General features: G+C 38.5%; 21 protein-coding genes, 2 pseudogenes and 1 riboswitch. Of the genes and pseudogenes, 4 read left to right on the top strand and 19 right to left on the bottom strand.

The features are described 5' to 3' along the window. Positions 1-89 precede the first annotated feature (89 nt). The 6 genes and pseudogenes from ribH to ACI3K6_RS02325 form a co-directional block, all read right to left on the bottom strand. The gene (gene ribH / locus ACI3K6_RS02350) at positions 90-560 is read right to left on the bottom strand and encodes a 6,7-dimethyl-8-ribityllumazine synthase (RefSeq protein ID WP_435553537.1); all 471 of its coding nucleotides are present in this window, start codon (positions 558-560) and stop codon (positions 90-92) included. Positions 561-617: 57 nt separating this feature from the next. After that, positions 618-1,220, bottom strand: a pseudogene (ribB, locus tag ACI3K6_RS02345) (3,4-dihydroxy-2-butanone-4-phosphate synthase); the annotation flags it as partial. Between the two features lie 32 nt (positions 1,221-1,252). After that, on the bottom strand, positions 1,253-1,909 hold the full coding sequence (gene ribE, locus ACI3K6_RS02340) for a riboflavin synthase (protein WP_435553536.1): 657 nt from the start codon (positions 1,907-1,909) through the stop codon (positions 1,253-1,255). Positions 1,910-2,028: 119 nt separating this feature from the next. Continuing rightward, a riboswitch (FMN riboswitch) is annotated at positions 2,029-2,182 on the bottom strand. A 62-nt stretch (positions 2,183-2,244) separates the two neighbouring features. Then, positions 2,245-2,709 carry a GyrI-like domain-containing protein gene (locus ACI3K6_RS02335; RefSeq protein WP_335482629.1) on the bottom strand — a complete coding sequence of 155 codons (465 nt, stop codon included), beginning with the start codon at positions 2,707-2,709 and terminating at the stop codon, positions 2,245-2,247. Positions 2,710-3,079: 370 nt separating this feature from the next. Next, positions 3,080-3,280 carry a cold-shock protein CspD gene (gene cspD, locus ACI3K6_RS02330; RefSeq protein WP_335482631.1) on the bottom strand — a complete coding sequence of 67 codons (201 nt, stop codon included), beginning with the start codon at positions 3,278-3,280 and terminating at the stop codon, positions 3,080-3,082. A gap of 542 nt (positions 3,281-3,822) precedes the next feature. Beyond that, positions 3,823-3,948, bottom strand: a complete 126-nt coding sequence (locus ACI3K6_RS02325) for a hypothetical protein (protein WP_435553535.1) — start codon at positions 3,946-3,948, stop codon at positions 3,823-3,825. A 301-nt stretch (positions 3,949-4,249) separates the two neighbouring features. On the opposite strand from ACI3K6_RS02325, the gene ACI3K6_RS02320 reads away from it, so the two are divergent. Beyond that, positions 4,250-5,161 (top strand): nuclease-related domain-containing protein, encoded by a 912-nt coding sequence (locus ACI3K6_RS02320; RefSeq protein WP_435553534.1) that lies wholly within the window; start codon positions 4,250-4,252, stop codon positions 5,159-5,161. 813 nt (positions 5,162-5,974) lie between these two features. Here the strand turns inward: ACI3K6_RS02320 and ACI3K6_RS02315 are convergent. The 7 genes from ACI3K6_RS02315 to ACI3K6_RS02285 all read right to left on the bottom strand — a co-directional run bounded on the left by ACI3K6_RS02315 (position 5,975) and on the right by ACI3K6_RS02285 (position 11,841). Beyond that, the gene (locus ACI3K6_RS02315; protein WP_435553533.1) at positions 5,975-6,433 is read right to left on the bottom strand and encodes a GNAT family N-acetyltransferase; all 459 of its coding nucleotides are present in this window, start codon (positions 6,431-6,433) and stop codon (positions 5,975-5,977) included. A gap of 297 nt (positions 6,434-6,730) precedes the next feature. Next, positions 6,731-7,033 (bottom strand): iron-sulfur cluster assembly accessory protein, encoded by a 303-nt coding sequence (locus tag ACI3K6_RS02310; RefSeq protein WP_435553532.1) that lies wholly within the window; start codon positions 7,031-7,033, stop codon positions 6,731-6,733. Positions 7,034-7,064: 31 nt separating this feature from the next. Then, entirely contained in the window at positions 7,065-7,766 is a 702-nt protein-coding gene (gene pssA / locus ACI3K6_RS02305; RefSeq protein ID WP_335482442.1) for a CDP-diacylglycerol--serine O-phosphatidyltransferase, read from the bottom strand. A 52-nt stretch (positions 7,767-7,818) separates the two neighbouring features. Further along, positions 7,819-8,475, bottom strand: coding sequence for a phosphatase PAP2 family protein (locus ACI3K6_RS02300; protein ID WP_435553531.1), 657 nt, complete (start codon positions 8,473-8,475; stop codon positions 7,819-7,821). Between the two features lie 82 nt (positions 8,476-8,557). Next, positions 8,558-9,160: an undecaprenyl-diphosphatase gene (locus tag ACI3K6_RS02295; protein ID WP_335482438.1), complete on the bottom strand. Its 603-nt coding sequence runs from the start codon at positions 9,158-9,160 to the stop codon at positions 8,558-8,560. A gap of 98 nt (positions 9,161-9,258) precedes the next feature. After that, positions 9,259-10,038 carry a TerC family protein gene (locus ACI3K6_RS02290; RefSeq protein ID WP_435553530.1) on the bottom strand — a complete coding sequence of 260 codons (780 nt, stop codon included), beginning with the start codon at positions 10,036-10,038 and terminating at the stop codon, positions 9,259-9,261. Between the two features lie 270 nt (positions 10,039-10,308). After that, positions 10,309-11,841, bottom strand: a complete 1,533-nt coding sequence (locus ACI3K6_RS02285) for a carboxypeptidase M32 (protein ID WP_435553529.1) — start codon at positions 11,839-11,841, stop codon at positions 10,309-10,311. Positions 11,842-12,061: 220 nt separating this feature from the next. Between ACI3K6_RS02285 and ACI3K6_RS02280 the strand changes: the two genes are divergently transcribed. Further along, positions 12,062-14,134 (top strand): peptidoglycan D,D-transpeptidase FtsI family protein, encoded by a 2,073-nt coding sequence (locus ACI3K6_RS02280; protein ID WP_435553528.1) that lies wholly within the window; start codon positions 12,062-12,064, stop codon positions 14,132-14,134. Positions 14,135-14,182: 48 nt separating this feature from the next. On the opposite strand, the gene ACI3K6_RS02275 is transcribed toward ACI3K6_RS02280, so the two are convergent. The 3 genes from ACI3K6_RS02275 to ACI3K6_RS02265 are packed head-to-tail and all read right to left on the bottom strand — an operon-like array spanning position 14,183 to position 17,837. Beyond that, positions 14,183-14,653, bottom strand: coding sequence for a (2Fe-2S)-binding protein (locus ACI3K6_RS02275; RefSeq protein WP_435553527.1), 471 nt, complete (start codon positions 14,651-14,653; stop codon positions 14,183-14,185). 32 nt (positions 14,654-14,685) lie between these two features. Next, positions 14,686-15,519 (bottom strand): FAD binding domain-containing protein, encoded by an 834-nt coding sequence (locus ACI3K6_RS02270; RefSeq protein WP_435553526.1) that lies wholly within the window; start codon positions 15,517-15,519, stop codon positions 14,686-14,688. Beyond that, positions 15,519-17,837 carry a xanthine dehydrogenase family protein molybdopterin-binding subunit gene (locus ACI3K6_RS02265; protein ID WP_435553525.1) on the bottom strand — a complete coding sequence of 773 codons (2,319 nt, stop codon included), beginning with the start codon at positions 17,835-17,837 and terminating at the stop codon, positions 15,519-15,521. Before ACI3K6_RS02265 ends, ACI3K6_RS02270 begins: the two co-directional genes overlap by 1 nt. Positions 17,838-18,021: 184 nt before the next feature. Between ACI3K6_RS02265 and ACI3K6_RS02260 the strand changes: the two are divergent. Continuing rightward, a pseudogene (locus ACI3K6_RS02260) lies at positions 18,022-19,405 on the top strand (MFS transporter). Positions 19,406-19,639: 234 nt separating this feature from the next. On the opposite strand, the gene ACI3K6_RS02255 reads toward ACI3K6_RS02260, so the two are convergent. Then, on the bottom strand, positions 19,640-20,524 hold the full coding sequence (locus ACI3K6_RS02255; protein WP_435553524.1) for a C40 family peptidase: 885 nt from the start codon (positions 20,522-20,524) through the stop codon (positions 19,640-19,642). A 304-nt stretch (positions 20,525-20,828) separates the two neighbouring features. Between ACI3K6_RS02255 and ACI3K6_RS02250 the strand changes: the two genes are divergently transcribed. Next, positions 20,829-21,959: a TIGR04053 family radical SAM/SPASM domain-containing protein gene (locus ACI3K6_RS02250; protein WP_435553523.1), complete on the top strand. Its 1,131-nt coding sequence runs from the start codon at positions 20,829-20,831 to the stop codon at positions 21,957-21,959. Positions 21,960-21,996: 37 nt separating this feature from the next. On the opposite strand, the gene ACI3K6_RS02245 is transcribed toward ACI3K6_RS02250, so the two are convergent. After that, positions 21,997-23,097 (bottom strand): Ger(x)C family spore germination protein, encoded by a 1,101-nt coding sequence (locus ACI3K6_RS02245; protein WP_435553522.1) that lies wholly within the window; start codon positions 23,095-23,097, stop codon positions 21,997-21,999. Further along, positions 23,094-24,164 carry a GerAB/ArcD/ProY family transporter gene (locus ACI3K6_RS02240; RefSeq protein ID WP_335474855.1) on the bottom strand — a complete coding sequence of 357 codons (1,071 nt, stop codon included), beginning with the start codon at positions 24,162-24,164 and terminating at the stop codon, positions 23,094-23,096. The genes ACI3K6_RS02245 and ACI3K6_RS02240 overlap by 4 nt, the downstream gene beginning before the upstream one ends.

Raw genomic sequence — 24,164 nt, 5'->3', positions numbered from 1 at the left:
GAGGAGTCTTCGCACCTTCCGCTACAATCAACAGAGTGTTAAAAATCAACTCTGTTCTTTAACACAGCCTTATTTTAAAATATTGCCTTTTACAACTCTAAGGTTCGGCAAAGATTCGCCATTTCAATAGCGGATGCCGCTGCTTCCCAGCCTTTATTTCCAGCTTTGGTACCGGCACGTTCAATGGCTTGTTCAATGGAATCTGTCGTTAATACACCGAAAATGACAGGAACCCCACTGCTAATAGAGGCAGCAGCTACACCTTTAGCTGCTTCGTTACACACATAATCAAAATGCGGAGTGGACCCTCGAATGACAGCTCCTAATGTAATAACAGCGTCATATTTTTTACTGTGTGCCATTTTTTGAGCTATTAATGGAATTTCAAATGCACCTGGGACCCAAGCAATATCTACATCCTCTTCACCAACGCCGTGTCTTTTCAGAGCATCTTGAGCACCACTGACCAATTTTCCAGTAATAAATTCATTAAATCGTCCGGCAATAATACCAATTTTCAGGCCTGAACCTACTAAATTTCCTTCATATAAATGTCCCATTTACTTTCCTCCAATCATGATTTAGACCTGGGTTGTCAAGTTGAGATTCATTGACGTTTCCATTGTCTTTCTGTATTCAATCAATTCCTTGATGGTAATCATCTTTAAATCCAGACGGTCTGCGATTTTACGAAGTTCCGGAACCCGTGCCATCGTACCATCCTCATTCATAATTTCACAAATCACTCCTGCTGGTTTAGCTCCCGATAATTTCGCCAAGTCTACAGCAGCCTCAGTATGTCCATTTCTCACAAGAACCCCACCGTTTTTAGCTATTAGGGGAAAAACATGCCCTGGCCTCTTGAAATCTTCACCCTTCGCATTTTGTTTAAGCAAATTCATGATGGTGGTTGAGCGTTCAAAAGCAGAAATACCTGTTGATGTAAATTTGTGATCAATACTAACGGTGAAGGCAGTGCCATGTGAGTCAGTATTTTTTTCTACCATAGGCTTTAGATCTAGCTTATGGGCCAACTCCTTTTCGATGGGAACACAAACTAACCCTCTTCCATAGGTCACCATGAAATTAATGATTTCTGGGGTTGCTTTTTCAGCTAAGGCAATAAAGTCACCCTCGTTTTCTCGGTCCTCATCATCACAGACTATAATAACTTTGCCTTGTTTTAAGTCAGCTATCGCCTCTTCAATTGAATCAAACATTTTCCTTCACTCCTTCTATGAAGCCCTGACTATTAAAACCCATGATCCTCTAAAAATTGTGCTGTAATCCCGCCGTTTTTGGTTGCAGATGTTCTTTTCGAAAAATGTTGAATATAGTGTTCCACATATTTACTAATCATATCGCACTCCAAATTAACAATATCACCCGTTTGTTTAAAACCAAGAACGGTTTCAGAGAGCGTATGGGGAATTAATGAAAGTGTGAAACCAGTTTCTGTAACTTCAAAAACGGTCAGACTCGTTCCGTCTACGGCAATAGACCCTTTTAAAATTACATACCTTAAAATATTGGGTTCAGTCTCGATCTCATAATAAACTGCATTTTCATAGGACTTTTTACTTTTGATTCTCCCTGTCCCATCAATATGCCCGGAAACAAAATGCCCTCCGAACCGGCCGCCTGCTGCCATGGCCCGCTCTAAATTCACTTTGGAACCCCGCCTAATCACATTCAAACTTGTCGCACGAACTGATTCAGGCATGACATCGACAGTGAACTGTTTTCCTGTAAACGATGTAACAGTCAAACAAACTCCATTCACAGCAATACTGTCACCCAAATGAACATCCTCAAGAATCTTTTGGGCTTCAATAGTCAGGACAATCGCCTCCCCTGTCCTTTGAACGTTTGAAACAATGCCAATTTCTTCAATTATTCCTGTAAACATCATTCCTTCTCCTATGCTTTATAAAATAAAAAACACCCCGTCATTCTCCTTCGGGGTGTTTAAGACAATAGTAAACTAAGGCTTAAAACCAAGCATTTTTTTGCCTGTTTTAAACCTGTCTTTTCCTTCTCCCATCCAGACTTTAACTGTCGGCTCTGGAATTTCACCAGATCCACCGGTTTACACAAACGTGTTAACCGGGTCACGGACTAAGAGACAATAGCCTGCCTCATCACCGCCGGTTCGGAATTTCACCTGACCCCGAAGGAATATGATATGTTTTTTTATATTATACAGAACTTTACCTAAATATAAAAATAATATTGCTTTTATTTTTAATAGGTTTTTACAGGCAAGTAAATCTCAAAATAGAGTTCTCCATTTGCATTCCTCTCTTTATGCTCTTGCTTGTAAATTTCCATACTAAGAGCTTGGTGATCTTGTTCATATCCATATTCATCCATAAAAGTAAACAAACGCTTATATGTCTCATCCACTTCATCCGCTTTTCCGTTATGTACGGTATATACATAGTTCTTTGCCGGAATTGTAAATCCTACCATACCTTTTGGGACCACTTCTATTTTTTCAACAGGCTTGGTCACATAATAAGTTAACTCTGTTTCACGGCTATGAAATGGAGCAACCATCATTGGTTCCACTACCTTATTTGGAATTTCTTCTAGACGTTCTTCCAATACGTTAAAGAGATTCGGGATCGTACCGGTCTCAGAATAAGTGCCACTCCAAGAAATCCCTACCACTTTCATACTTTCTTTTTCCACCACTTGAATACTCATGTTTTTCCCCCTTATTTAAAATATCTTACCTAAAATATTCGCATTAGTTAGAAAAAGTCCTGCTAAAATAATTCGACTAAATCCGAGTTTTATTATTTTGAAAGAATTTTCCATTTAAGCACAAAACTTACTTATCGTATGGAAATTACTGTATCTAAGAAAAAAAGGCCCAAAACATTATTGAATGGTTTGAAGACGGCTCCATTTTACTATGTTAGAAAAACTTTTTGTTGACTATTCCCTCTCCCCATTACCGTCCTTTCTAAAATGCCTCGGCCGCTCTCTTACATAAATATTAAAAAGAATAGACGTTATTCCTGCCTTATAAAAAATAAAAACAGACCCATAAATTGAGTCTGTTCTTCATCCATTATGCTCTTCTTACATTAACAGCTTGTGGTCCGCGCTGTCCGCTTTCAATTTCAAAGGTTACTTCCTGACCTTCTTCTAAGGACTTATAACCCTCCGTTTGAATGGCTGAAAAATGAACAAAAACATCATCCCCGCCTTCACGCTCAATAAAACCAAAACCTTTTTCGTTGTTAAACCATTTTACTTTACCATGTTCCATTTTCAAAAAAGCCTCCTAGCAAAATCTAATAATTTCTTTTGAAAATAGTATGGGCAGATTTCTTTTATTGTATTCATTATTCTATAGAAAAATTTATTTGGTTTACATAATATAATTATAATAAATCTATACTCTTAATGTGAGACATCCCAATTCATTTACAACTTTAGTTTGTCTTTCATACCCTTGATGAAGGACATCTCTCTTCCTTTTCCACTTCAGTTTGTCGTTCATACCCTGGATGAACGACATCCCCCTTCCTTTTCCACTTCAGTTTGTCGTTCATAACCTGGATGAAGAACATCCCTCTTCCTTTTCCACTTCAGTTTGTCGTTCATACCCTGGATGAACGACATCCCCCTTCCTTTTCCACTTCAGTTTGTCGTTTATAACCTTGATGAACGACATCCCTCTTCTTTTTCCACTTCTGTTTGTCTTTCATACCCTTGATGAACGACATCCCCCTTCCTTTTCCACCTCAGTTTGTCGTTCATACCCTTGATGAACGACATCCCCCTTCCTTTTCCACTTCTGTTTGTCTTTCATACCCGTGATGAACGACATCCCTCTTCCTTTTCCACTTCAGTTTGTCTTTCATAACCTTGATGAACGACATCCCTCTTCTTTTTCCACTTCTGTTTGTCTTTCATACCCGTGATGAACGACATCCCTCTTCCTTTTCCACCTCAGTTTGTCGTTCATACCCTTGATGAACGACATCCCCCTTCCTTTTCCACTTCAGTTTGTCATTCATACCCTGGATGAAGAACATCTCTCTTCCTTTACCACTTCAGTTTGTCATTCATATCTTTGATGAAGTGATCTGCTACTTCAACTTTTTATATTTATTCCCTTGGTGTTAGATCCCTAAAAATGTTAACGAAATATTCATACTTTTCTACCCGCTTTATCTTTATTTTTATTAAAATTAAAAATATAAATACATTTTTATAGGAAAGGATTTGAGCTATGATTATTAAGCCACGCCATGAACCACGTGATTTAAAAGTGTACCGGAGCTTAGACAACAGGATGATATTAACAAAAGATGAAAAGAACACCTATTTCACACTAGAAAAGGGCTATCAAGGAGAGGTGATGTTCGATGAATTTATAGAAGGAAATCTCCGAGCGAAAATGCTACTCTTAAACGACTTGTTATTCAAATCAGGAAATACCACATTTCAAGTTGATTCATTAATGATGTCAGACGGAATCAATTACCTTATCGATGTAAAAAATTTTGAAGGAGAATATTATTTCCATGATGGAAAGATGTATGTTGTTGGGAGTAATAAGGAAATACAGAATCCCTTTGATCAGCTTAAAAGGGCCAATATAATGCTACGTAATCTACTTCAAAAATCAGGTATTTTCACGCCTATCATACCTTACCTTGTTTTTATAAACCCCGAGTGCACCCTTTTTCAACTTCCACTAAATCAACCAGTTATTCTCCCCACTCAGCTAAATAGTTTTATAAGAAAACTAAATTCAACCCCTTCTTTCCTAAATCAAAAACACATGCATTTGGCAGAAAAAGTCATCAATTTACAAACAAATGAGACCCCATATTCAAATTTTCCGTCCTATTCATATAGCCAACTTAAAAAAGGAATCACCTGTTCAAATTGTCACTCTTTTTTCGGATTTGTTGAAGGTAGAAAATTTATTTGTAAAGCATGTGGATTTGAGGAGATAGTTGAATCGGCAATACTCAGAATGGTTGTGGAGTACAAGCTATTGTTTCCTGAAGAGAAAGTTACAACGAATCGGATTTATGACTGGTGTAAGGTGATTGAATCTAAAAGAAGGATCAGTAGGATACTTGAGAAAAATTATAAAATTACTGGAGCTCATCAATGGGCATATTACGAGTGATCGCGATTTTTTAGAACATCCATTCATTTGTTCAGTTCAATTCTACATTGAATTCTTTGTCCTTCATCTCCCGAATGAAAGACAATTTCTTTGGACTACTCCTTCTTTTGTCATTCATCTATCTCATGAAGGACAGTTGTTTTGGTTCTCCTCTTTCTTTTGTTCTTCATCAACCTTATGAACGACACTTACTCTGGGTCTCCTCCTTCTTTTGTTCTTCAGCAACCTTATGAACGACACTTGCTCTGGGTCTCCTCCTTCTTTTGTTCTTCATCAACCTTATGAACGACACTTGCTCTGGGTCTCCTCCTTCTTTTGTTCTTCATCAACCTTATGTACGACAATTGCAACGGTTCTCCTCCTTATTTTGTTCTTCATCAACCTTATGAACGACACTTGCTCTGGGTCTCCTCCTTATTTTGTTCTTCAGCAACCTTATGAACGACACTTGCTCTGGTTCTCCTTTCCCTTTTGTCCATCACCAACCATATGAAAGACAGTTATTTTGGTTCTTCCCAATCTTTTGTGATTCATCATTTTCCTTATAGACAATTTCAACTGTTCTTCCCTTCCCTTCCCTTTGGCTTTCATATGCCAAAACAGGTACACAATCATTCGTTTTTCCCAAATAAAGTATTTCCAACCAAAAAATGCACAAAGGTATTTCTCATGGATTCGTTAAGAAGTGCAAAATACCGATTTAAAAAGCAATTCGTATACATTTTTACAATAATTTAAATATTTGGCACTAATTTAACAATAGAAAAGCAGAGGTATGAGTTCACTCCTCTGCTTTCATTTCCTTTATTTTTTTCAAAGCTGTTTGATCATCCTATACTCTTTATATCTATTTCCGCCAGCCTCGTATTCGAACACTTCTTTTTTCTCAAATCCAAATTTTTCATATAATGAAATAGCGATTGGATTATCAACGGAAGTGCTCGTATAAAGTTGCAAATGACCATATTTGTTTGTGAAAAAATCAAGGAACTTATGTAAAGCCATTTTACCAATCCCTTTGTTTTGTTCATTTGCATCAATCATAAATCTGCTCATTGACCATCCGTTAAGTTCCTCATCAAAATCATATAAAATAAAACCAACCATTTTATTATCGCTATAAATACCTAGTGGATATAACTTGGGTTCGTATGCAGCTTGTACTAAAGAAAAATAATTAGGGGCGACATATTTTGCTTGTGCTTCATTTAAACTAAGTTCTATACATTCATTATAATTTGATTTATCAATTGGTCTAAACTCAATATTCATCTTGTACCTCCTAGGATTCTTTTTGTATTTATTTTCATTTTAGCAATCATTTTAAGCTTGTGGGTAAATAGATGTAGATTTTTCCAATATTGCATATAAATGAACATCTATTTCAGACTGTCTGTTTTCCAGCAGATTGTTGCTAATTTATTAAAACGATAAAAAAGCTTAATTAAATTTTCAAATAAAAAAATCCAATTCATATGAGAACTGGATTTCCACTTTTTTGATTTTTATGATTTTGCGCCTCTGGACAGAACCCGTTAAGTTCTTCCATGTGCTATTCCTTTGTAAAGCTTAGTGATGGTGATGTACACCTTTAGATGGGTTTGTGATGACCCATTCTTCTTTTGGTAGTTGGAAGTATTGGATCCAGACATTATCGAGGTATGCTTCCCCTTTTTCCAAAATGAAGTCAATGTCTTTATCTGTATGTACTACCTCGTCCTTTTCTGTTGGGGTGTCGAGCATTAGATCATAATGAGCATGATCTCCATGAACGCTGGAAACGTAGATACGAAAAAGCTTTCCTTGAGCTTCTTCCTGCGCTAGCATTTTCTTTAATTCTTTTGCTGCATTTTTGTTTACTTTCACTTTCATTGATTAAAGACCTTCTTTCAAGAGGTATCAATTAATTTGTTTTTCTTTTTCTATTGTTTTTGACTAGCTGGTAGCCAATAAACGCGATATAAAGCGGAATTGCCACATAAATAAAATAAGGAAAACGATGCTGTTCTTTTTTAAAGACCTGGTAAATGGCATAACCCAAAAAGGCAGTGACAATAATTCCGTATTTCGGCAGTGGCACTTCTTTTAAGCTTGGAATTTTAATGGTACTTACCATTAAAAAACAAATGGCAAAAAAAGCGATTGGTAGGATAATACTTGGCATTTTACCATGGAATAAGGTGATAAATGTCAGAATTCCCCCACCAGCAGTGATTGGAACACCGGTAAAATATTTGAGAGACGATTTGACGGCATTGATATTAAACCGTGCTAACCGATACGCACCAAACAGTGGAAACAAACCGGATATCGCCATACCCAAAACGCCAAAATCTGAAAAATATGAGTAGTAAGCCATCATCGCCGGAGCAACGCCGAAGGTAACAATATCAGCCAAGGAATCTAATTCTTTTCCTAAGTCACTTTGCACACGAAGCATACGGGCAATCCGACCATCCATGCTGTCCAACATCATCCCAATCAAGATCAGGATGGCTGCGTTCTTATAATCCCCGATGGCTGAATACATCACGGATAAAAAGCCGAAAAATAAGTTAAAAAGTGTAAATAAATTAGGAATACTGTTCCTGATAATATGTATCACTCCAATTTGTTTGAGGGGCTGGATGAGTTTATGATCACACCAACCATTATTCTCAACGATTATATTTTATATTATAACCTTTTTCTTTATAATATTGGAAAAACCAAATAGCCATTGTACACCAAAATCCGCTGGCTAAGTATCCGCCTAATACGTCACTTGGATAGTGGACACCTAAATAGATTCTGCTGACTCCAATTGCCAAAATCATCACTGTACTGATTAAGATTAACAGACATCTAGCCCATTTTCTTGGAATGTGACGCCATAACAGAAAGGTTATGATGACATAAACAGTAAATGCATTCATAGCATGGCCACTAGGAAAACTAAAACCAGATATATCAATCAAGCGATGAAAATCAGGGCGTGCCCGTTGAAAAAAGTGCTTTAATATTTCATTCAATATGGCTGATCCGCCTATCGCAAAAACAAACAAAATGAGTTCAGTTCGGTGGTGAAGGACCTTATAAAGAAAAAAGATCAACAATAGGCTCATTACGCTGACGAAAGAGGCTGATCCAATAAAGGTAAAAGTCTTCATCATTTTTGTTAATCCAGGTGATTCAAGCCCTTGTACTGCAGAAATAATTGTAGAATCAAAATGGGCAATTTCATGATCACTTATTAGGAAAGAAATCACACTGAAACCAATAACACAAACGACACTAATCATAAAAGCAATAACCAAATAAAACTTTAACTTCATTTACTATTCCTCACAATATTTTTTTCATTATCCCATAATAACATAAAAAAGGCCGATTTTCTAAAATCAGCCTTTTTTTATCCTAACGTGATATCGATTTTCGCTTTAACAGCATGTGTTCAAGTTTTTCATAAAATGCAATGATGGACTGAATCATTCTATTTCCCCATTGCCATCTTGCCAAGATCGTGTGAACCAATAATGCCGTTCCAACGCCAATAACCATTCCTGCAATCACGTCCAAAGGATAATGGACCCCCGTCCAAACCCGTGAAAGGGCAATTCCAGCTGCTAATAGCAACCATAGCCATCCCGCACCCTTGCGCCAAATCCAAATGGCTGTTGCGATGACAAAAGCCGCAGTGGCATGGTCACTAGGAAACGAATCATTTTTTACATGCGGAATTAACCAATTTACGTGATGTGTTACAAAGGGTCTATCCCGATAAATAAAGAGCCCGATCAAAACATTCAACCCTAAGGCAATTCCAGCAGAGATAATAGCTTCAATTACCATTCTTCTATTATTTTTTTTCTTTTGAAAAAACCAATATATTATAATTCCCAGAAAAAAAAGATATTGTGCTTTTTCCGCCAGCATGATCATAAATGGATTTAAAAATTGATCACTGATAGCCATGTGATTGATCAATTGAAAAGATGAATAATCCAAATGAGAAAGCATTAAACCCCTCCATACATTTAATACATTTATAGGATAGGCTTAAAGACTTAATACTGGATTAAGGAATAATTAAAAACGGATTAAATTTCTCATTTACTTTAAGAAGCTTTGGACGTTTTTTTCTGCGCCCCATCCTTAGACATAAACCAGCCGGCCAAAGCAATTCCAACTAACACCACATAAAAAGTAATTTTCCATTCTGTCGAATGAGCAAATTCTTCATTTAAAACTGATAATGCAGGGTGTGAAAGAGTATAGACAGCAAGCTTTATCCCCACCCAGCCCACAATGATAAAAGCGGCAATTTCTAAACTTGGGCGTTGTTCCAACAGTTTTACAAACAGGTTGGCTGCAAAACGCATGATGACCAAACCGATAAATCCGCCAGCAAAAATCACAAGGAACTTACCGCCATCAAGCCCGCCAATATTCGGCAGCGACGTATTCGGCAGTACCACCGCCATTGCTACAGCAGCTAGAATAGAGTCCACTGCAAATGCGATATCCGCGATTTCTACTTTTAAAACGGTGGCCCAGAAACCACTGTGCTTCTTAACCGTCTCATCCTCATGCTTTTCTTCCACTTTTCCTTTAAATATTTTTCGGAAAATATGATTTATTGCCATAAAGATTAGATAGAGCGCACCAATGGCTTGGACCTGCCACACATCGACCAGAAACGATATCACAAATAATGAGGCAAAGCGAATTACAAAGGCCCCGCCTAATCCGTAAAATAGGGCTTTTCTTCGCTCTTCTTCCGGCAAGTGTTTTACCATAATCGCCAGCACCAAGGCATTATCCGCTGCCAGAAGCCCTTCCAGTACAATTAATACCAGCAGAACCCACCCGTATTCCAGAAATAAAGATACATCCATCATTTTTCCCCCATTTTCTCATCAAATTTAAAATAAAATAGGCCTTTACCCATATCAGGTAAAGGCCTAAAAAAGCATAGAAAAAGACCTTTACTGGATAGTAAAGGTCTTGCTAACAACGTGATGTTGCCAATAAAGCCGGAGATTTTCATCCCGTAATGACGACTTTATTGTAGCAGCTACTCCCCTTTAAAAGGAACTATTTAATTACTATAAATATATATTGATATGTTTGGAATGTCAATGAAAGTTTTATAAGTTTGCAACTTTTTAGAGTTGATATACCTCAGCATATTTCTTCTCCATATACTCCACAAGATAATCAGCATTTAATTCTTCGCCGGTTACTTTTACAATTAATTCATTTGGAGTATAAAGTTTTCCATATTGATGGATATGTTCCTTTAACCAGTTTTGCAGCACATCGAACTTTCCATTTTCAATATCTCGATAGAAATCTGGCAGTTCTTTTTGGATGGTGTGAAGGATTTGAGCAGCATATAGATTCCCTAGTGCATAGGAAGGGAAATATCCGATCCCGCCAAATGACCAATGGACATCCTGTAAAACCCCCTCTGTATCAGTTGGAGGTATGATCCCCAAATAATCCTTCATTTTTTGATTCCAAATGGCTGGAAGGTCTTTCACCTCAATTTCTCCTGCCATTAGTGCTTTTTCAATTTCATAACGGACCATGATATGCAGATTATAGGTTAACTCGTCTGCCTCAACACGAACCAAAGAGGGTTCAACTGTATTTACAGCGCGATAAAACTCTTCAACTGTCATCCCATTTAATTGCTCTGGGAAATACTCTTCTAGTTTCGGATAAAAGTGATTCCAAAATTCTCTGCTACGACCAACCATATTTTCTAAAAAGCGGGATTGTGACTCATGAATGCCGAAAGAAGTTCCGCTTTGCAGCACCGACTCCTCAAACTCAGGATTAATATGTTGTTCGTAGATTCCGTGGCCCGATTCGTGAATGGTACCAAATAATGCTGATCGAACATTATCTTTTAAGTATCGTGTTGTTAGACGAACATCCCCAATATTGATGGTTTGGGCGAAGGGATGCACCGTTTCATCTAGTCGGCCAGCCTGTGTATCAAAGCCAATTAATGGCAAAATATAGCGATTAAATTCTTTTTGTTTTTCAATATCAAAATCCTGGTTAAAAACCTCAACCAGTGTCTTTTTCCCATGCTGTTGAATCCGTTCCAATAATCTCACACTAGATTCTCTTAATTTTGCAAATAACGGATCAAGGATTTTAACGGTCAGTCCAGGCTCAAATTCATCCAACATAGCATCATACGGATGTTCTTTATAGCCATAAAGTTCTGCAAACTGTCGTTTGAACGAAACGATTTTTTCCAAATATGGTTGAAAACGTTCAAAGTCATTGTTTTCTCTCGCCTCTTCCCAAGCATCATTTGCCTGGGCTGTTAACACGGAATATTCTTGGAAAAGGTCAGTTGGTATGGTTTTGGATTTTTGATAATAAGTATGGTACTCTCTAACCTTTGCTTTCGTTACTTCATCAAGGAGATCTTGGTTTTCTACTTCAGTAAGCGTTTTCAGCAAATTCCCCATTTCTTCAGAAATGGAACATTTAAATATCTCGGTACGTAAAGTTCCAATTGCCTTTGCAAATACATTCCGCCCCTTTTTCGGTGCCATAACCTTTTGATCCCAATCAGCTAAACCCAATATGCTGGAGAAATGGGTTATTTTTTCGTCTAAGGCTTGAAACTGCTCTAACGTTTTTTGTAATTCCGGACTTACCACTTTCTGTTCCATTATGTAGACCTCCTAAACATCTTCTTTTAAAAGAAACCATCGGTCTCCCTTTTTCATTATAAATTAAAAATTCAAATTTTGGATACTATTAATAACTATTTAATTTTAGTAATGTTGGAATACTTTTAACTTGAGCGCATTGGAATTTGTATAAATTTTACAACCTTTAACAAAATAAGTATGGTGTGGACATCTCGGTCGTAAAGGATGTGAAGATCATTTGGAGCAACAAAAAAAGAAAAAGTCACACTTTCCCTTTCGTTTAAATGTGTTATTTTTTAGTGTATTTTTGCTTTTTTCAATCCTGATTTTACGATTAGGGTTTGTTCAGATTGTATATGGCGAAAATTTCAAGAGGGATTTAGAGCGTAAAGAAGATATAACCATCAGTAATCCTGTTCCTCGCGGAAAAATGTTTGACCGTCATTACCGAGTGATCGTCAATAATACTCCCAGAAAAGCTATTACCTTTACGAATCAAGGGTATAGTCAGACTGAATTGTTGGAGACGGCAGAGAAATTGGCCGGATTAATTGAAAAAACTACTGAAAAAGTGACGGATAGGGATCAGCGGGATTTTTGGGTTTTAAAGAATCCGAAACGTGCTGAAGAAAAAATAACCAAGCAAGAACATGCCTTGTACGCCGCAAAAAAATTATCAGACATCGATTTATACAGGTTAAAGTTGGAACGTATCACGGAAGCGGAATTAAAAGAAATATCAGATAGAGATATGGAAGTACTGGCTATTTATAAAGAATTTAACAACGGTTATAAGTTTTCCCCACAGATTGTTAAAAATGAACATGTAACCGATCATGAAATTGCCGTAGTCAGTGAAAATTTACAATCCCTCCCTGGCGTCGATACCACCACAGATTGGGAACGTACCTATCCTTTTGATTTAACCTTGAAATCATTGTTGGGTAAGGTAACCAATTCTGAAGAGGGCTTGCCTGCTGAGCAATTGGAATACTACCTTTCCAAAGGATACAATAGAAATGATCGCGTAGGGAAAAGTCAATTAGAATTTCAATATGAAGAAATATTGCGCGGATACAAATCAAAAATCAGAAATGTTACGGATAAATCAGGCAATGTGATTGAATCTCATCCCATTACGGATGGAAAAAATGGCAAGGATTTAGTCCTGACGATTGATATGGATTTGCAAAAGGCAATTGATCGAATTATCGAAGACGAGCTGTGGGCTGTCAAAAAGTTGCCCGGGACCGTCCTAACTGACAGAGCGTATGTCGTCTTAATGGATCCCTTTACCGGAGAAATTTTGGCAATGTCCGGTAAAAAAATGATCAAAAATCCAGATACCGGAAGGACAGAAATGATTGATGATGCACTTGGGACCTTTACGACAACCTATAATGTTGGTTCTACTGTTAAAGGAGCTACCATTTTAACAGGGTATAAAACAGGTGCCATCTCACCAGGAACCACTTTTGATGATTCTGGGATCAAGATTAAAGACACTCCCATTAAAAAATCTTATGCCTATTTAGGGAGACTGAATGAAATAAGTGCACTAAAGAAATCGTCAAACGTATATATGTTTCATACTGCCATTCGAATGGGCAAAGGACATTATGAGTATGACAAGCCTTTAAACTTTAATAATCCTATGGCATTTGAAACGATTCGAAATTCCTTTGCTTCCTTCGGCCTCGGAACTCGGACTGGAATTGATCTCCCCAATGAACAGACCGGTTTTAAAGGGACCAGCAAGCTTCCCGGTTATTTGCTCGATCTAGTGATTGGTCAGTATGACACCTATTCTGCTATGCAGCTTGCTCAATATATTTCTACGATTGCTAATGGCGGCAATCGGATGCAGCCACATGTTGTGAAAGAGATCCGAAACGCACCAAGAGATACCGATGAAGTTGGTCCTGTTTTTCAAGAGATGAACCCCAAAGTTCTAAACACGATTGATATGAAAAAAGAATGGATGAACAGGGTTCAGATTGGCTTTAAAAAAGTAATGCAGGAACCCGGAGGAACGGCATATAAATTTTTTGGAAATGCTCGTTATTCTCCCGCTGGTAAAACTGGTACAGCTGAGGCATTTTATGATGGACCTTTCCGAAAAAACTACGGGAGCGAGCCCCCGCCTGTAATGAACCTGAGTTTAGTCGGCTACGCCCCTAGTACTCATCCCGAGGTTGCCATGGCCGTGCTGGTTCCTTGGGCGTATCAAGGTGAAAAGAACGACAACCGTGCTAATCTCAAAATTGGCCGCAGGGTCATGGATACGTATTTTCGATTAAAAAAAAGGTAGCAAGGTTGCCTTTTATAGGCAGCCTTCTCAGATAAAAAACATCCGCTTTTAGCCGGACGTTTCCTGTACGTTTCTTAGAACAGATTTAATGGCCTTTTCTATTTCAGCATAACCGGTACAGCGACAAATATTTGATTGTAACCATTTTTTTATAGTTTCATCGTCTGCATCCGGATGCTGTTTAATTAGTGCATGGCAATTCATAATAAAACCAGGTGTGCAATAACCGCATTGAAAAGCGAAGTTTTCAATAAATGCCTGTTGGATGGGTGCATTATTTAATCCTTCAACCGTCGTTATATCTGTCCCTACCGCTTCCACAGCCAACATTAGACATGACTTCATGGGCCAACCATCAATGTTAATAGAACATGCACCGCAGTCGCCATTTAAACACCCCGGTTTGGCCCCGGTCAAACCTAGTTGGCTTCTTAAAATATATAACAAGGTGTCAGAAGATTGAATGGTTACCTGTCGTTCCTCCCCATTTACGTGCAGTATACTTGTATGAATTTTCACGTTCTCCCCTCCCTATTTCATCACTACAAAACTTAATAACTATTAAAGGTTTCCAGGAGTTCATGTAATAAATTCTTTAACACGAATAACCGGTATTTGTCTGAACCCTCGATATCGTGTAATATTGGCTGTGGTAAAAATTCCATTGCTCTCATAATTCTCGTTTCAGCTGGTACATCAGTTTGGTTTAGAATTCCCTCAACCTCACTAGACCGGAATGGGAACGGACACAGTCCGCTGAAGGCCAGTCGTATTTCACCATCTATTTTAAGAGCTGCAAGCGTGATTAAGGGATACCCGGTTTCCCATTGCTGTCTGCGTTTGATGGAAATAAACGGTGCATCAATGTATTTTTTCTCAGTAGCAATTTGGGTTAATACTTCTCCACCCTTTAATTGAAGGGTTTGCTGAAAGATGGCATTGATATACTCCACTTTTACCCCTTCAGGACCAACAATAACCATTTGACTATCCGCCAACAAAAAGGGCAATACAGCTTCCCGATAAAAGATTTGCCCGCAGATATTTCCACCTAGAGTTATTTTTCCGCGGGCAGTATGATCAGCAATTTCACTAGATGTTTTGGATAATAACGGATAATAATTACCTTCCTCAATCTGTGTTAATGTTAATGTACTTCCTAGCACTAAATAATTTCCGTCATACCCCATTACCTTGCATTCGGCGATTTCCTTTATATCAATCACTACATCTGCATAGGAGAGGTCAATTCTACCTAATGTAATCAGCTCAGTTCCTCCTGAAAAAAAATAGGGGTGCTTTCCTTGATGCTGAAAGTATTGAAATAATTCAACTGCCTCCGTCAAGGTTTTGGGACGATAATAGTCAAAATTAAAGGGAAGCATTAACGAATTCCCTCCTTTGTCTTCCAGATAAGTTCTGGGGTTAGCGGCAGATTATGCAGAGATACTCCAGCCGCAATTGACAAAGCATTTGCAAGGGCACCCGGCATTCCCAAAAGACCATGTTCACCAGCTCCTCGAGAACCATAAGGAGAATCCTGCTGGGGTGTTTCTACAAAGCCAACTATATATTCAGGGTTTTCACCGTATCTTAATGGCCGATACGTTCTTAGCTGAGGATTTAAAATCCTCCCCAACTCATCAAAATAGAAGGTTTCCCTCCCGGCAAAAGCCAGACCCATGCTCATCGCACCCATGACTTGTCCCAATGCCGCTTTTTCATTCATTACTTTTCCAATATCGAGTACCGTACAAGCTTTTAGCAAACGGTAGGTATAATTTATTCGATCAAATTCAATTTCAACTCCATAAGCCGCAGGGGTCCATTCCGGTCCTGGCTTCCCCTCTCCCGTTTCCGGATCCAGATGGGTTAGTTGCCTTAAAATATAATGACCGCGCCCAATGACTTGCCCACCGATGGAGTTCCCATTTGGGAATTGGTATCCATATCCTATCTCCTTAAAATGCAACCCTTTTGAGGGGTCATCTCTCAAGTAGACACGACTATTCGCAATCTCTAAGTCATCTTTAGGGACTCTCATAACACAGGCAGCTACTTCTTTAAGCTGACGAATCACATCTTCTGCTGCTTCGAGTAAAGCCCTGCCCGCCATATAAGTTCCCCTACTCGCAACTGTTTTCCAATGCTCGGGTGTTGTTTGGGTGTCAACCTCCATTCGAACATGAATTTCATTAATATCCATCTTCAGCCTTTCCGCAAGAATTTGCGCAAGTACCGTTTTGGTCCCGGTCCCAATCTCAATTACGCCGGACATTAAATTGATGCTACCATCACGATTGAACGTTAATATCACACCAGATGGCGCGTTTGGGTCAATCGTTGAGGTCTTCCAGCTGCAGCTGACTCCCTTCACCCTTACATAACGCTCATTGATCTCATACACCTGACCCTTTTCCCACTCCATTAAATCACGCACTTTTTCAATACACATTCGTAAATCGCCCAGATTACTCCTGTTCAATTTTACTCGGGTGGGGGTTGTATCACCTGGTAAAATAGCATTTCGGAAACGTAGCTCAAGAGGATCCATGTTTAATTTTTGCGCAAGAAGATCCATCATTCGTTCGATTACAAAGGAGATTTCAGAATGACTAAACCCCCTGAATGGTGCTGGATATGGATGATTCGTATACATACAATAGGAATCGCACCATAGATTATCGACTTTATATGGACCTGTACAATCGACTGCTCCAGACCTTGTTACGTCAATGGCTTTATCAGAATAGGCACCGCCGTCCCATAAATATTGAATATTCATCGCTTTAATGTAACCATTTCGATCTGCACCAATCTTAAACGTAGCATCCAGACCGATATGACATGGCGAAGTAAGTATATCTTCCTCCCTGGTATTTAAAAGCGTAACTGGGGCACCCCCCACTTCCTTTGAAGCTAAGTAGGCCAAAACTTCCAATTGGACCGAAGCCTTTCCCCCGTATGCACCTCCTACCAGTGGGGTATGGACAATCACTTTCCCCATGTCTTCCCCAAAATACTCTGAGATTAATTGTTTAACCATAAAAGGGGCTTGTGAGGAGGTCATAATGATGATATTTCCATCAGGCGAAATTTCAGCTGTCGCACATCTGGTCTCCATGGCTGCATGATCAGAGGGATGGAATGAAAAACTGGCCTCAACAACCGTTTCACTTTCCGCCCAGCCCCTTTCCATGTCCCCTTTGCGAATTTTGATATGAGTTGCAATATTGGTGCCAGGCACTGGGTAAGAATCCTTTTCCTTTTGGTACTCTCCAAGACGTTCATGGACAAGTGGTGCCCCTTGTTGAAATGCTTGGGTAGGTGAGTTCACCACCGGGAGTATTTCATATTGTACTTGTATGAGATCAGCAGCGGTTTTAGCCTGTGAAGGTGTATCCGCCACGACCACGGCAACGGGTTCCCCGTGATATCGGACTTTATCAACAGCGATGGGAGGCCGGTCTCGGATTGCTTCTCCAGTTAAGGGATACTGTTTACCAGCAAGGATTGCCCTTATCCCGGGAACCTTTCTTGCCTCAGTTGTATCAATTTTGATAATTTTTGCATGTCCATATGGGCTGATCACCATTTTGGCTGACAACATGGGAACAGACTGATAATCGTTTGTATACTTTGCCCTGCCGGTGACCTTATCCAAGGCTTCTTTGCGTATAACACTTTTCCCAATTACCTCCATCGTAGTCCCTCCTTCTCTCTCTCTTAGGCACAAAGTTTCTAACTTATTTATATGGTCAGGAGGGCTATTCCTAGAATCGTTTCAATCTTAATGTTAATCAGGTATGGTTTCTCCTAAAAAGCCGAAAAATAATTACTAGTTTTCCTGCTTAAGGAAACAATGAGGATATACGATTTTTAGGGGAATGAATTCATTGAAAAAATCACGCGCACTTTTTATTACCGGTGTGGCATCAGGTACGATGTTAAATCCGTTAAACTCCTCCATGATTTCTCTCGCTTTACATAGCATTCAAAGAGATTTCCATCTTTCTTTCGCGACCGTTTCCTGGCTGATTTCTTCTTTTTATTTGGCAAGTGCGGTGGCACAAGCCGGTTACTGGGAAAATCGGCGACATATTTGGTCGTAAAAAAACATTCTTATTCGGGCTCGTTCTGGTGGCACTCTCAGCTGTTGGTGCCCCGCTTTCAGGGACATTTTTGATGTTGATTTTCATGCGTCTGATTCAATCCATCGGCAGCAGCGCCATTTATCCATCTGGCATGGCATTAATTCGCGACAATATTAAAGAGCGACAAGCCTCTGCTCTGGCAGTTTTATCTATTTTTGCCTCAGCAATGGTGGCATTGGGGCCAACCATCGGTGGATTTTTAATAGTCTGGGGTAATTGGCAGGCTATTTTCTGGGCGAATTTCCCCTTTGTCGTAATCAGCTTTATTTTAGGTTGGTTTATGTTTCCAAAGGATGTTAAAAAGGATAAAGAAACCATAAAAAAATTATGGGCTCACCTAGATTTTATAGGTATTGGTCTTTTCGCCGCGGGGTTAGCGCTCTTTTTATGGTTTTTATTATCATTTGAAACGCAGGTTCATTATGGATCAGGAATTGTGGGAATTCTCTTTTTTATCTTGTTTATTTGGTGGGAATTACGAGTAAGTGAACCTTTTATAAATGTGCGGATCTTTAAAACTCACCGAAAGTTATCACTTGTTTATCTTCAATTTATCTCATTAAATATATATTTCTATTGTTTGTTTTTTGGTTTGCCTAGTTATTTCCAGGAGGTTTTAGGTTTAAGTGTGGAGAAAAGCGGAATGTTAATGCTGTTTATGTCAGGAGTGAGTATCATTATTTCGACTGTAGCGGGAAAATGGGCGGATAAAAAAGGGGTTAATCAGCCGATCTTTGTTGGAGCGCTTTTATCAGTGATTGGAGCTTTTGCCTTTATCTTTGGATTTGTAGGTGGTTCCTATTTTATGATTGGAATCATTTTATCCATAATGGGTATGAGTTACGGAATTGGCAATGTTGTGCTGCAGGTATCCATGCTAAAAGAGAGTCCAAAATCCATTATTGGGACAACCTCCGGCTTGTTCCAGACTTGCCGTTACTTAGGTTCTATTTTCTCGTCCATTATTTTAGGGCTCGTTTTCGGCGAGGACATTTCGCCTGAGAGGATGAAGACAGTTGGAGAAATCATGCTAATGACGGGTGTTGTTAGTATTTTTATGAGTATCTGGTTTTCGTGGGATTCAATTACTTTTATAAAAATGAAAAAAATATCGTAATAGCCTTGTCCCTATTTTTCTTAATCTATTAATTGTTCCTTCATAGTTTGTTCATATTTATCCTTTAATATAAAAGCATGGTTCAGGAGAGAACCTACAACCTCCGCCCCCTTTAACATAGATTTTTCTGTTGCTGCCCGGCTCAAAGTCGGGTATTTTTTTTGTCTAATTTTACCTTAGTGAAAATGTTTAATATATACAAAAACACACGCCAGGATTGACGTGTGTTTACCATTAAAATGCTGTTCTGGCACCTAAATAGCGTGACTTCCAGTAAGTAGTGGTTATGTCACTGATGGTGACACCTGTGGATGTTCCTGCTTGGATAAATTTGTTATTCCCAAGATAGATACCCACATGAGATGGCCCTGGTGCATAGGTTTCAAAAAATACTAAATCACCAGGATTTGGAGTAGACACTATTTTTAAATTGGTATATTGAGAAGAAGTTGTTCTAGGTATGGTGATTCCTACTTTATTAAATACATAGCTGGTAAAACCGCTGCAGTCAAAGCCTGCTGGTGTATTCCCGCCCCATAGGTACGGAGTTCCAATATATTTTTTCGCCTCATCCATCACCATCTGTGCCTTTGAAACGGTTGGTGTCGGCGCTGGTACTGGCGCTGGTGCTGGTGCTGGCGCTGGTGTCGGTGCCGGCGTTGAATCAGCACTTAATTTTAAAACTTGTCCAACATAAATGGTATCTGAAGTTAAATTGTTAATTGTTTTTAATTGGCTCACAGTCATATTATTTTGAGAACTGATCAACCAAAGGGTATCACCGCTTTGAACAGTGTAAGTTTTAATGACTTGTGGAGCTACTAATGTGAGTTTTTGATTTACATAGATCGTATCACTTGTGAGGTTATTCCATGTTTTTATATCTGAAATAGATACATTATTAGCTTGCGAGATTTTCCAAAGGGTGTCTCCTGATTGGACTGTATACGTATTTTCAGCCGCACTCACAGAACCTCCAAATGCAGTAAACATGATGCCGGCAGCTGCTGCTACTGTCAGTAGATGTTTTTTCATCGATTGTAACACTCCTTTATCATTTATATTTTCATCATAAAGGAGGAATACGATTGAAATCATCCCCAAAGATATGGCTTTCATGGAAGTCAATCCCTGCCTTTGAAAATGGTTCCAACATTTTAACAAATTAATATTCTTTAAAACTTATATTTATAAATGATTTAACACGATTTCACTAGACATTATGTAATATTTTTGTAACATAGTTGTAATATCATCTAACTATTTCATGAGGAAGAATGTAGAAATATTGTAACAAACCTTCCATGCAAGCAGTATTCGAAAATTTATAATGAACCTATAGAGACAATTTCTATCATTTTAAAAATATCTATAGAAGCTTGGTGATATTATGCAGGGTATTAGTAAAGGACATCCACATGGTATGAGTAAAACAATTGATTATGATCAAAACCCCTTTATAGTGATTTGGGAGGTTACTAGGGCCTGCCAACTTAAATGTGTACATTGCCGTGCTGATGCGCAGCTAGCAGCAGACCCAAGGGAATTATCTCATGAGGAAGGGATTAACCTAATTGATCAAATTTATGAAATGGATAACCCCATGCTCGTGTTCACCGGTGGAGATTGCATGATGCGAGAGGATTTATTCGAATTGGCAGATTACGCGATCAAAAAAGGAATGCGTGTCTCCATGACACCAAGTGCGACACCGAACGTAACGATTGATAAAATGAAGCGTGCTAAAGAAGTCGGCCTTTCACGCTGGGGATTTAGTCTTGATGCCCCTACGGCTGAAATTCACGATCACTTCCGTGGAGTCCCAGGCTCATTTGATCTTACTCTTGAAAAAATTAAGTATTTGAATGAATTAGAAATGCCGCTACAGATTAATACGGTTATTTCCCGCTATAATTATGACCACCTTGAAGAAATGTCGAAGTTAGTTGCTGAACTAGGGGCAGTTATGTGGTACATATTTTTATTGGTTCCAACAGGACGAGGACAGTTAGATGCCTGTATAACCCCTGCCGAACATGAGAAAGTGTTCCGCTGGCTGTATGATTTAAGCAAAACGGCTCCATATGATATTAAAACAACCGCAGCTCAACACTATCGTAGAGTAGTATTACAGCAAAAAACACGCGACCACTTAGTGGAAAAAGGTGAAATTCACTATGAGGATACCATTACCACCGACTTTGCTTCTATGCACGACGGCTTAAAGCGTGCACCAAAAGGGGTAAATGACGGCAACGGTTTTGCCTTTGTATCCCACATTGGTGATGTCATGCCAAGCGGATTGCTGCCAATTATCGGAGGCAATATTCGCGATCGGTCTTTAGCTGATATATACCGAAATTCTAAAGTCTTCCAGGAACTGCGCCAGCCTGACAACTATAAAGGCAAATGTGGTGTTTGTGAGTACAATAAAATCTGCGGTGGTTCCCGCTCTAGAACATATGCAGTAACCGGAGATTATTTAGAAAGTGAACCATTCTGTGTCTATATTCCGCAAGCTATGCGTAGTAAAGAAACCACACCTATTGTGTAATAGTAAAAGGGCAGCCGAATCCATTCGGATGCCCTTTTTACTCGATTAACCCTGTATCCGTAATTTGAACCTTTGAATTTATCTTAAATTCAATTTGCGGATAAATTCTTTTCCATTGTTCCCAATCTTGATCGTTAAACGACCTTGACCGATAACGCAATCCAAAACCAATTGGGTCAACCCCTGCTTTATGGATTTTAACTAATAATTGTTTAACATCTTTATTCAGCTGCTTTTCTAATGCCTTTTCATATATTGATAATTGGGAATTCGTGATTTTTCGATTCGATTCCTCTAAATTTCCTGTCACATTAATAGTCATTTTTATATATGGCCGTTTTCCCTTCGGGGTATAAATCCGATATTTAGTTTTTACTTTTTCAGTGTTAACGATGAACTTTACCTTACCCTTTTGCGCCCATAAAGCACTCTTTTCTTCTTCATTCCTAATAAAATTCAATATTTTAGTTTCTTCCGAGTTAAGACGTTGTTTTACGATACTTTTATTAAACAACCCCACTGTATTAATTTCTAAATTATTTTTTTTAGCTTGTATGATCGGCAGAACCGGATCAATGCCTTTTTCAATTAATCGAAATTTAAAATCAAACAGATATTCTGATAGCACATACGGAGTTTCTGAACCATCCCTTCCTAAAGCAAGAAACATGGCATTGGATGGAAGTTGTTCGTCTTTTGGCTTTACTTTTAATACATCCATCGCAGTTGGTTTAGCAATAGCGACCCATGCAATTTCTTGCAGGTCCCGTCTTCGGGTAAACCAATAATTTAACCCCGCATTCCCCGGCTCTTTAACCAATTTTTCACCAAATAAAATTACTTTGCAATGACTAAAGTCTATTTCTTTGTCTACCTTTGTTTTAATAATTCTCACTGCTTCGGAAATGGAATCTGCTTCTTGGGTTACAATCTCCATTTGACTGGGTTGATCCCTTGAACCGCTAGGAACTGCAAATTTTAAACTGACTAGGTATTTCTTTGAAGTATTTTTTGCAGGGTCTACGCCAACACTAACTGCGAAAAACCGTTTATCTATATCTTTAAATCCGCATCCGGTTAACAATACCGAAATCAAAAGAATTAGAAAAACATGTTGTAGATACATTTCCTTCTTCATGCGACCTTCCTCCTGGCCCAAAAGAAAAAGCAAAACACGATGACAAACTCCAGTCCTAAACGTGCAACCATCCAATATTGGACAATTTTATTTAACATGACAGTGTTTAAATATAGCACCCCAATAATAGAACATGCTGCATAGGCTAGTAGAATCGCCCCAATCTTTTTAGAAGTTACCACTTTAAAGCTGCCTTTTAGTAATTCCAGACCGGAATGCCAATGAATGGAAACACTAATCATGGTGATACTCATGTAAGCCATTAAATATAGAAAAATAACTCGTTCGATTGGGCTATAAACTAGCCTTAAAGAATCAGCTGTTGAAATCCAGGGATAGAGAAATTCTTGGGCGCCATCAGAACCATGAAAACCAATTGGTATAAAGAAAGTAGTGATCGAATTTAATATTCCCAAGAAAAAAATGAGGATAAAATTCCATATTTTCAGTTTCCCTTTTATGACTCGATTGAAAATAATTAAATTCATATAACCAGTAAATACATAGGTTGCTGCTCCTATTGTTATAAGGTTTGGCATTTCAAATAGATGTGTGCCAACCTCAAGCATAGAATCCCAAGATAAAGCTTCATTAAATAGAGCTTTAAATATAATAAACCCTATAAATGGTATATTTAGGAATAAAACCATTTCCAAAAGATACATTACCCGTTCTGTCGAGAGAGTTATAACAAGAAATACGGCGATTAAATAAATAAATATGAGCATCAATTTCGGCATCTCTGGATTAATAAACCTTGAAACCATATCAATAAAACCAACGAGAGACATCAGACCAGCGGAAAACCAAGCAAAATGTATAACCCAAATGATTACTGCCTTCACTTTCACATGTTTCACATTTGCCAAGATCTCCGGTAGACCTTGTTCTGGAAATTTTGAAAGGGAGTAGCTGAATAAATAACAAAGGGTTATACCAATCGGTAATGAAACGATCATTGCCATCACAGCGCCATGATACCGGTATTGTATAAGGATTTTCGGTACGAAAATAATCACATTCATCAACATGTTCGTGAAGACTAAGTAAAGAAAATACCGATTCAA

The sequence above is a fragment of the Neobacillus solisequens genome (assembly GCF_051233465.1).
Taxonomy (GTDB): domain Bacteria; phylum Bacillota; class Bacilli; order Bacillales; family Cytobacillaceae; genus Neobacillus.
This window is presented reverse-complemented; position numbering and strand designations above follow the sequence as displayed.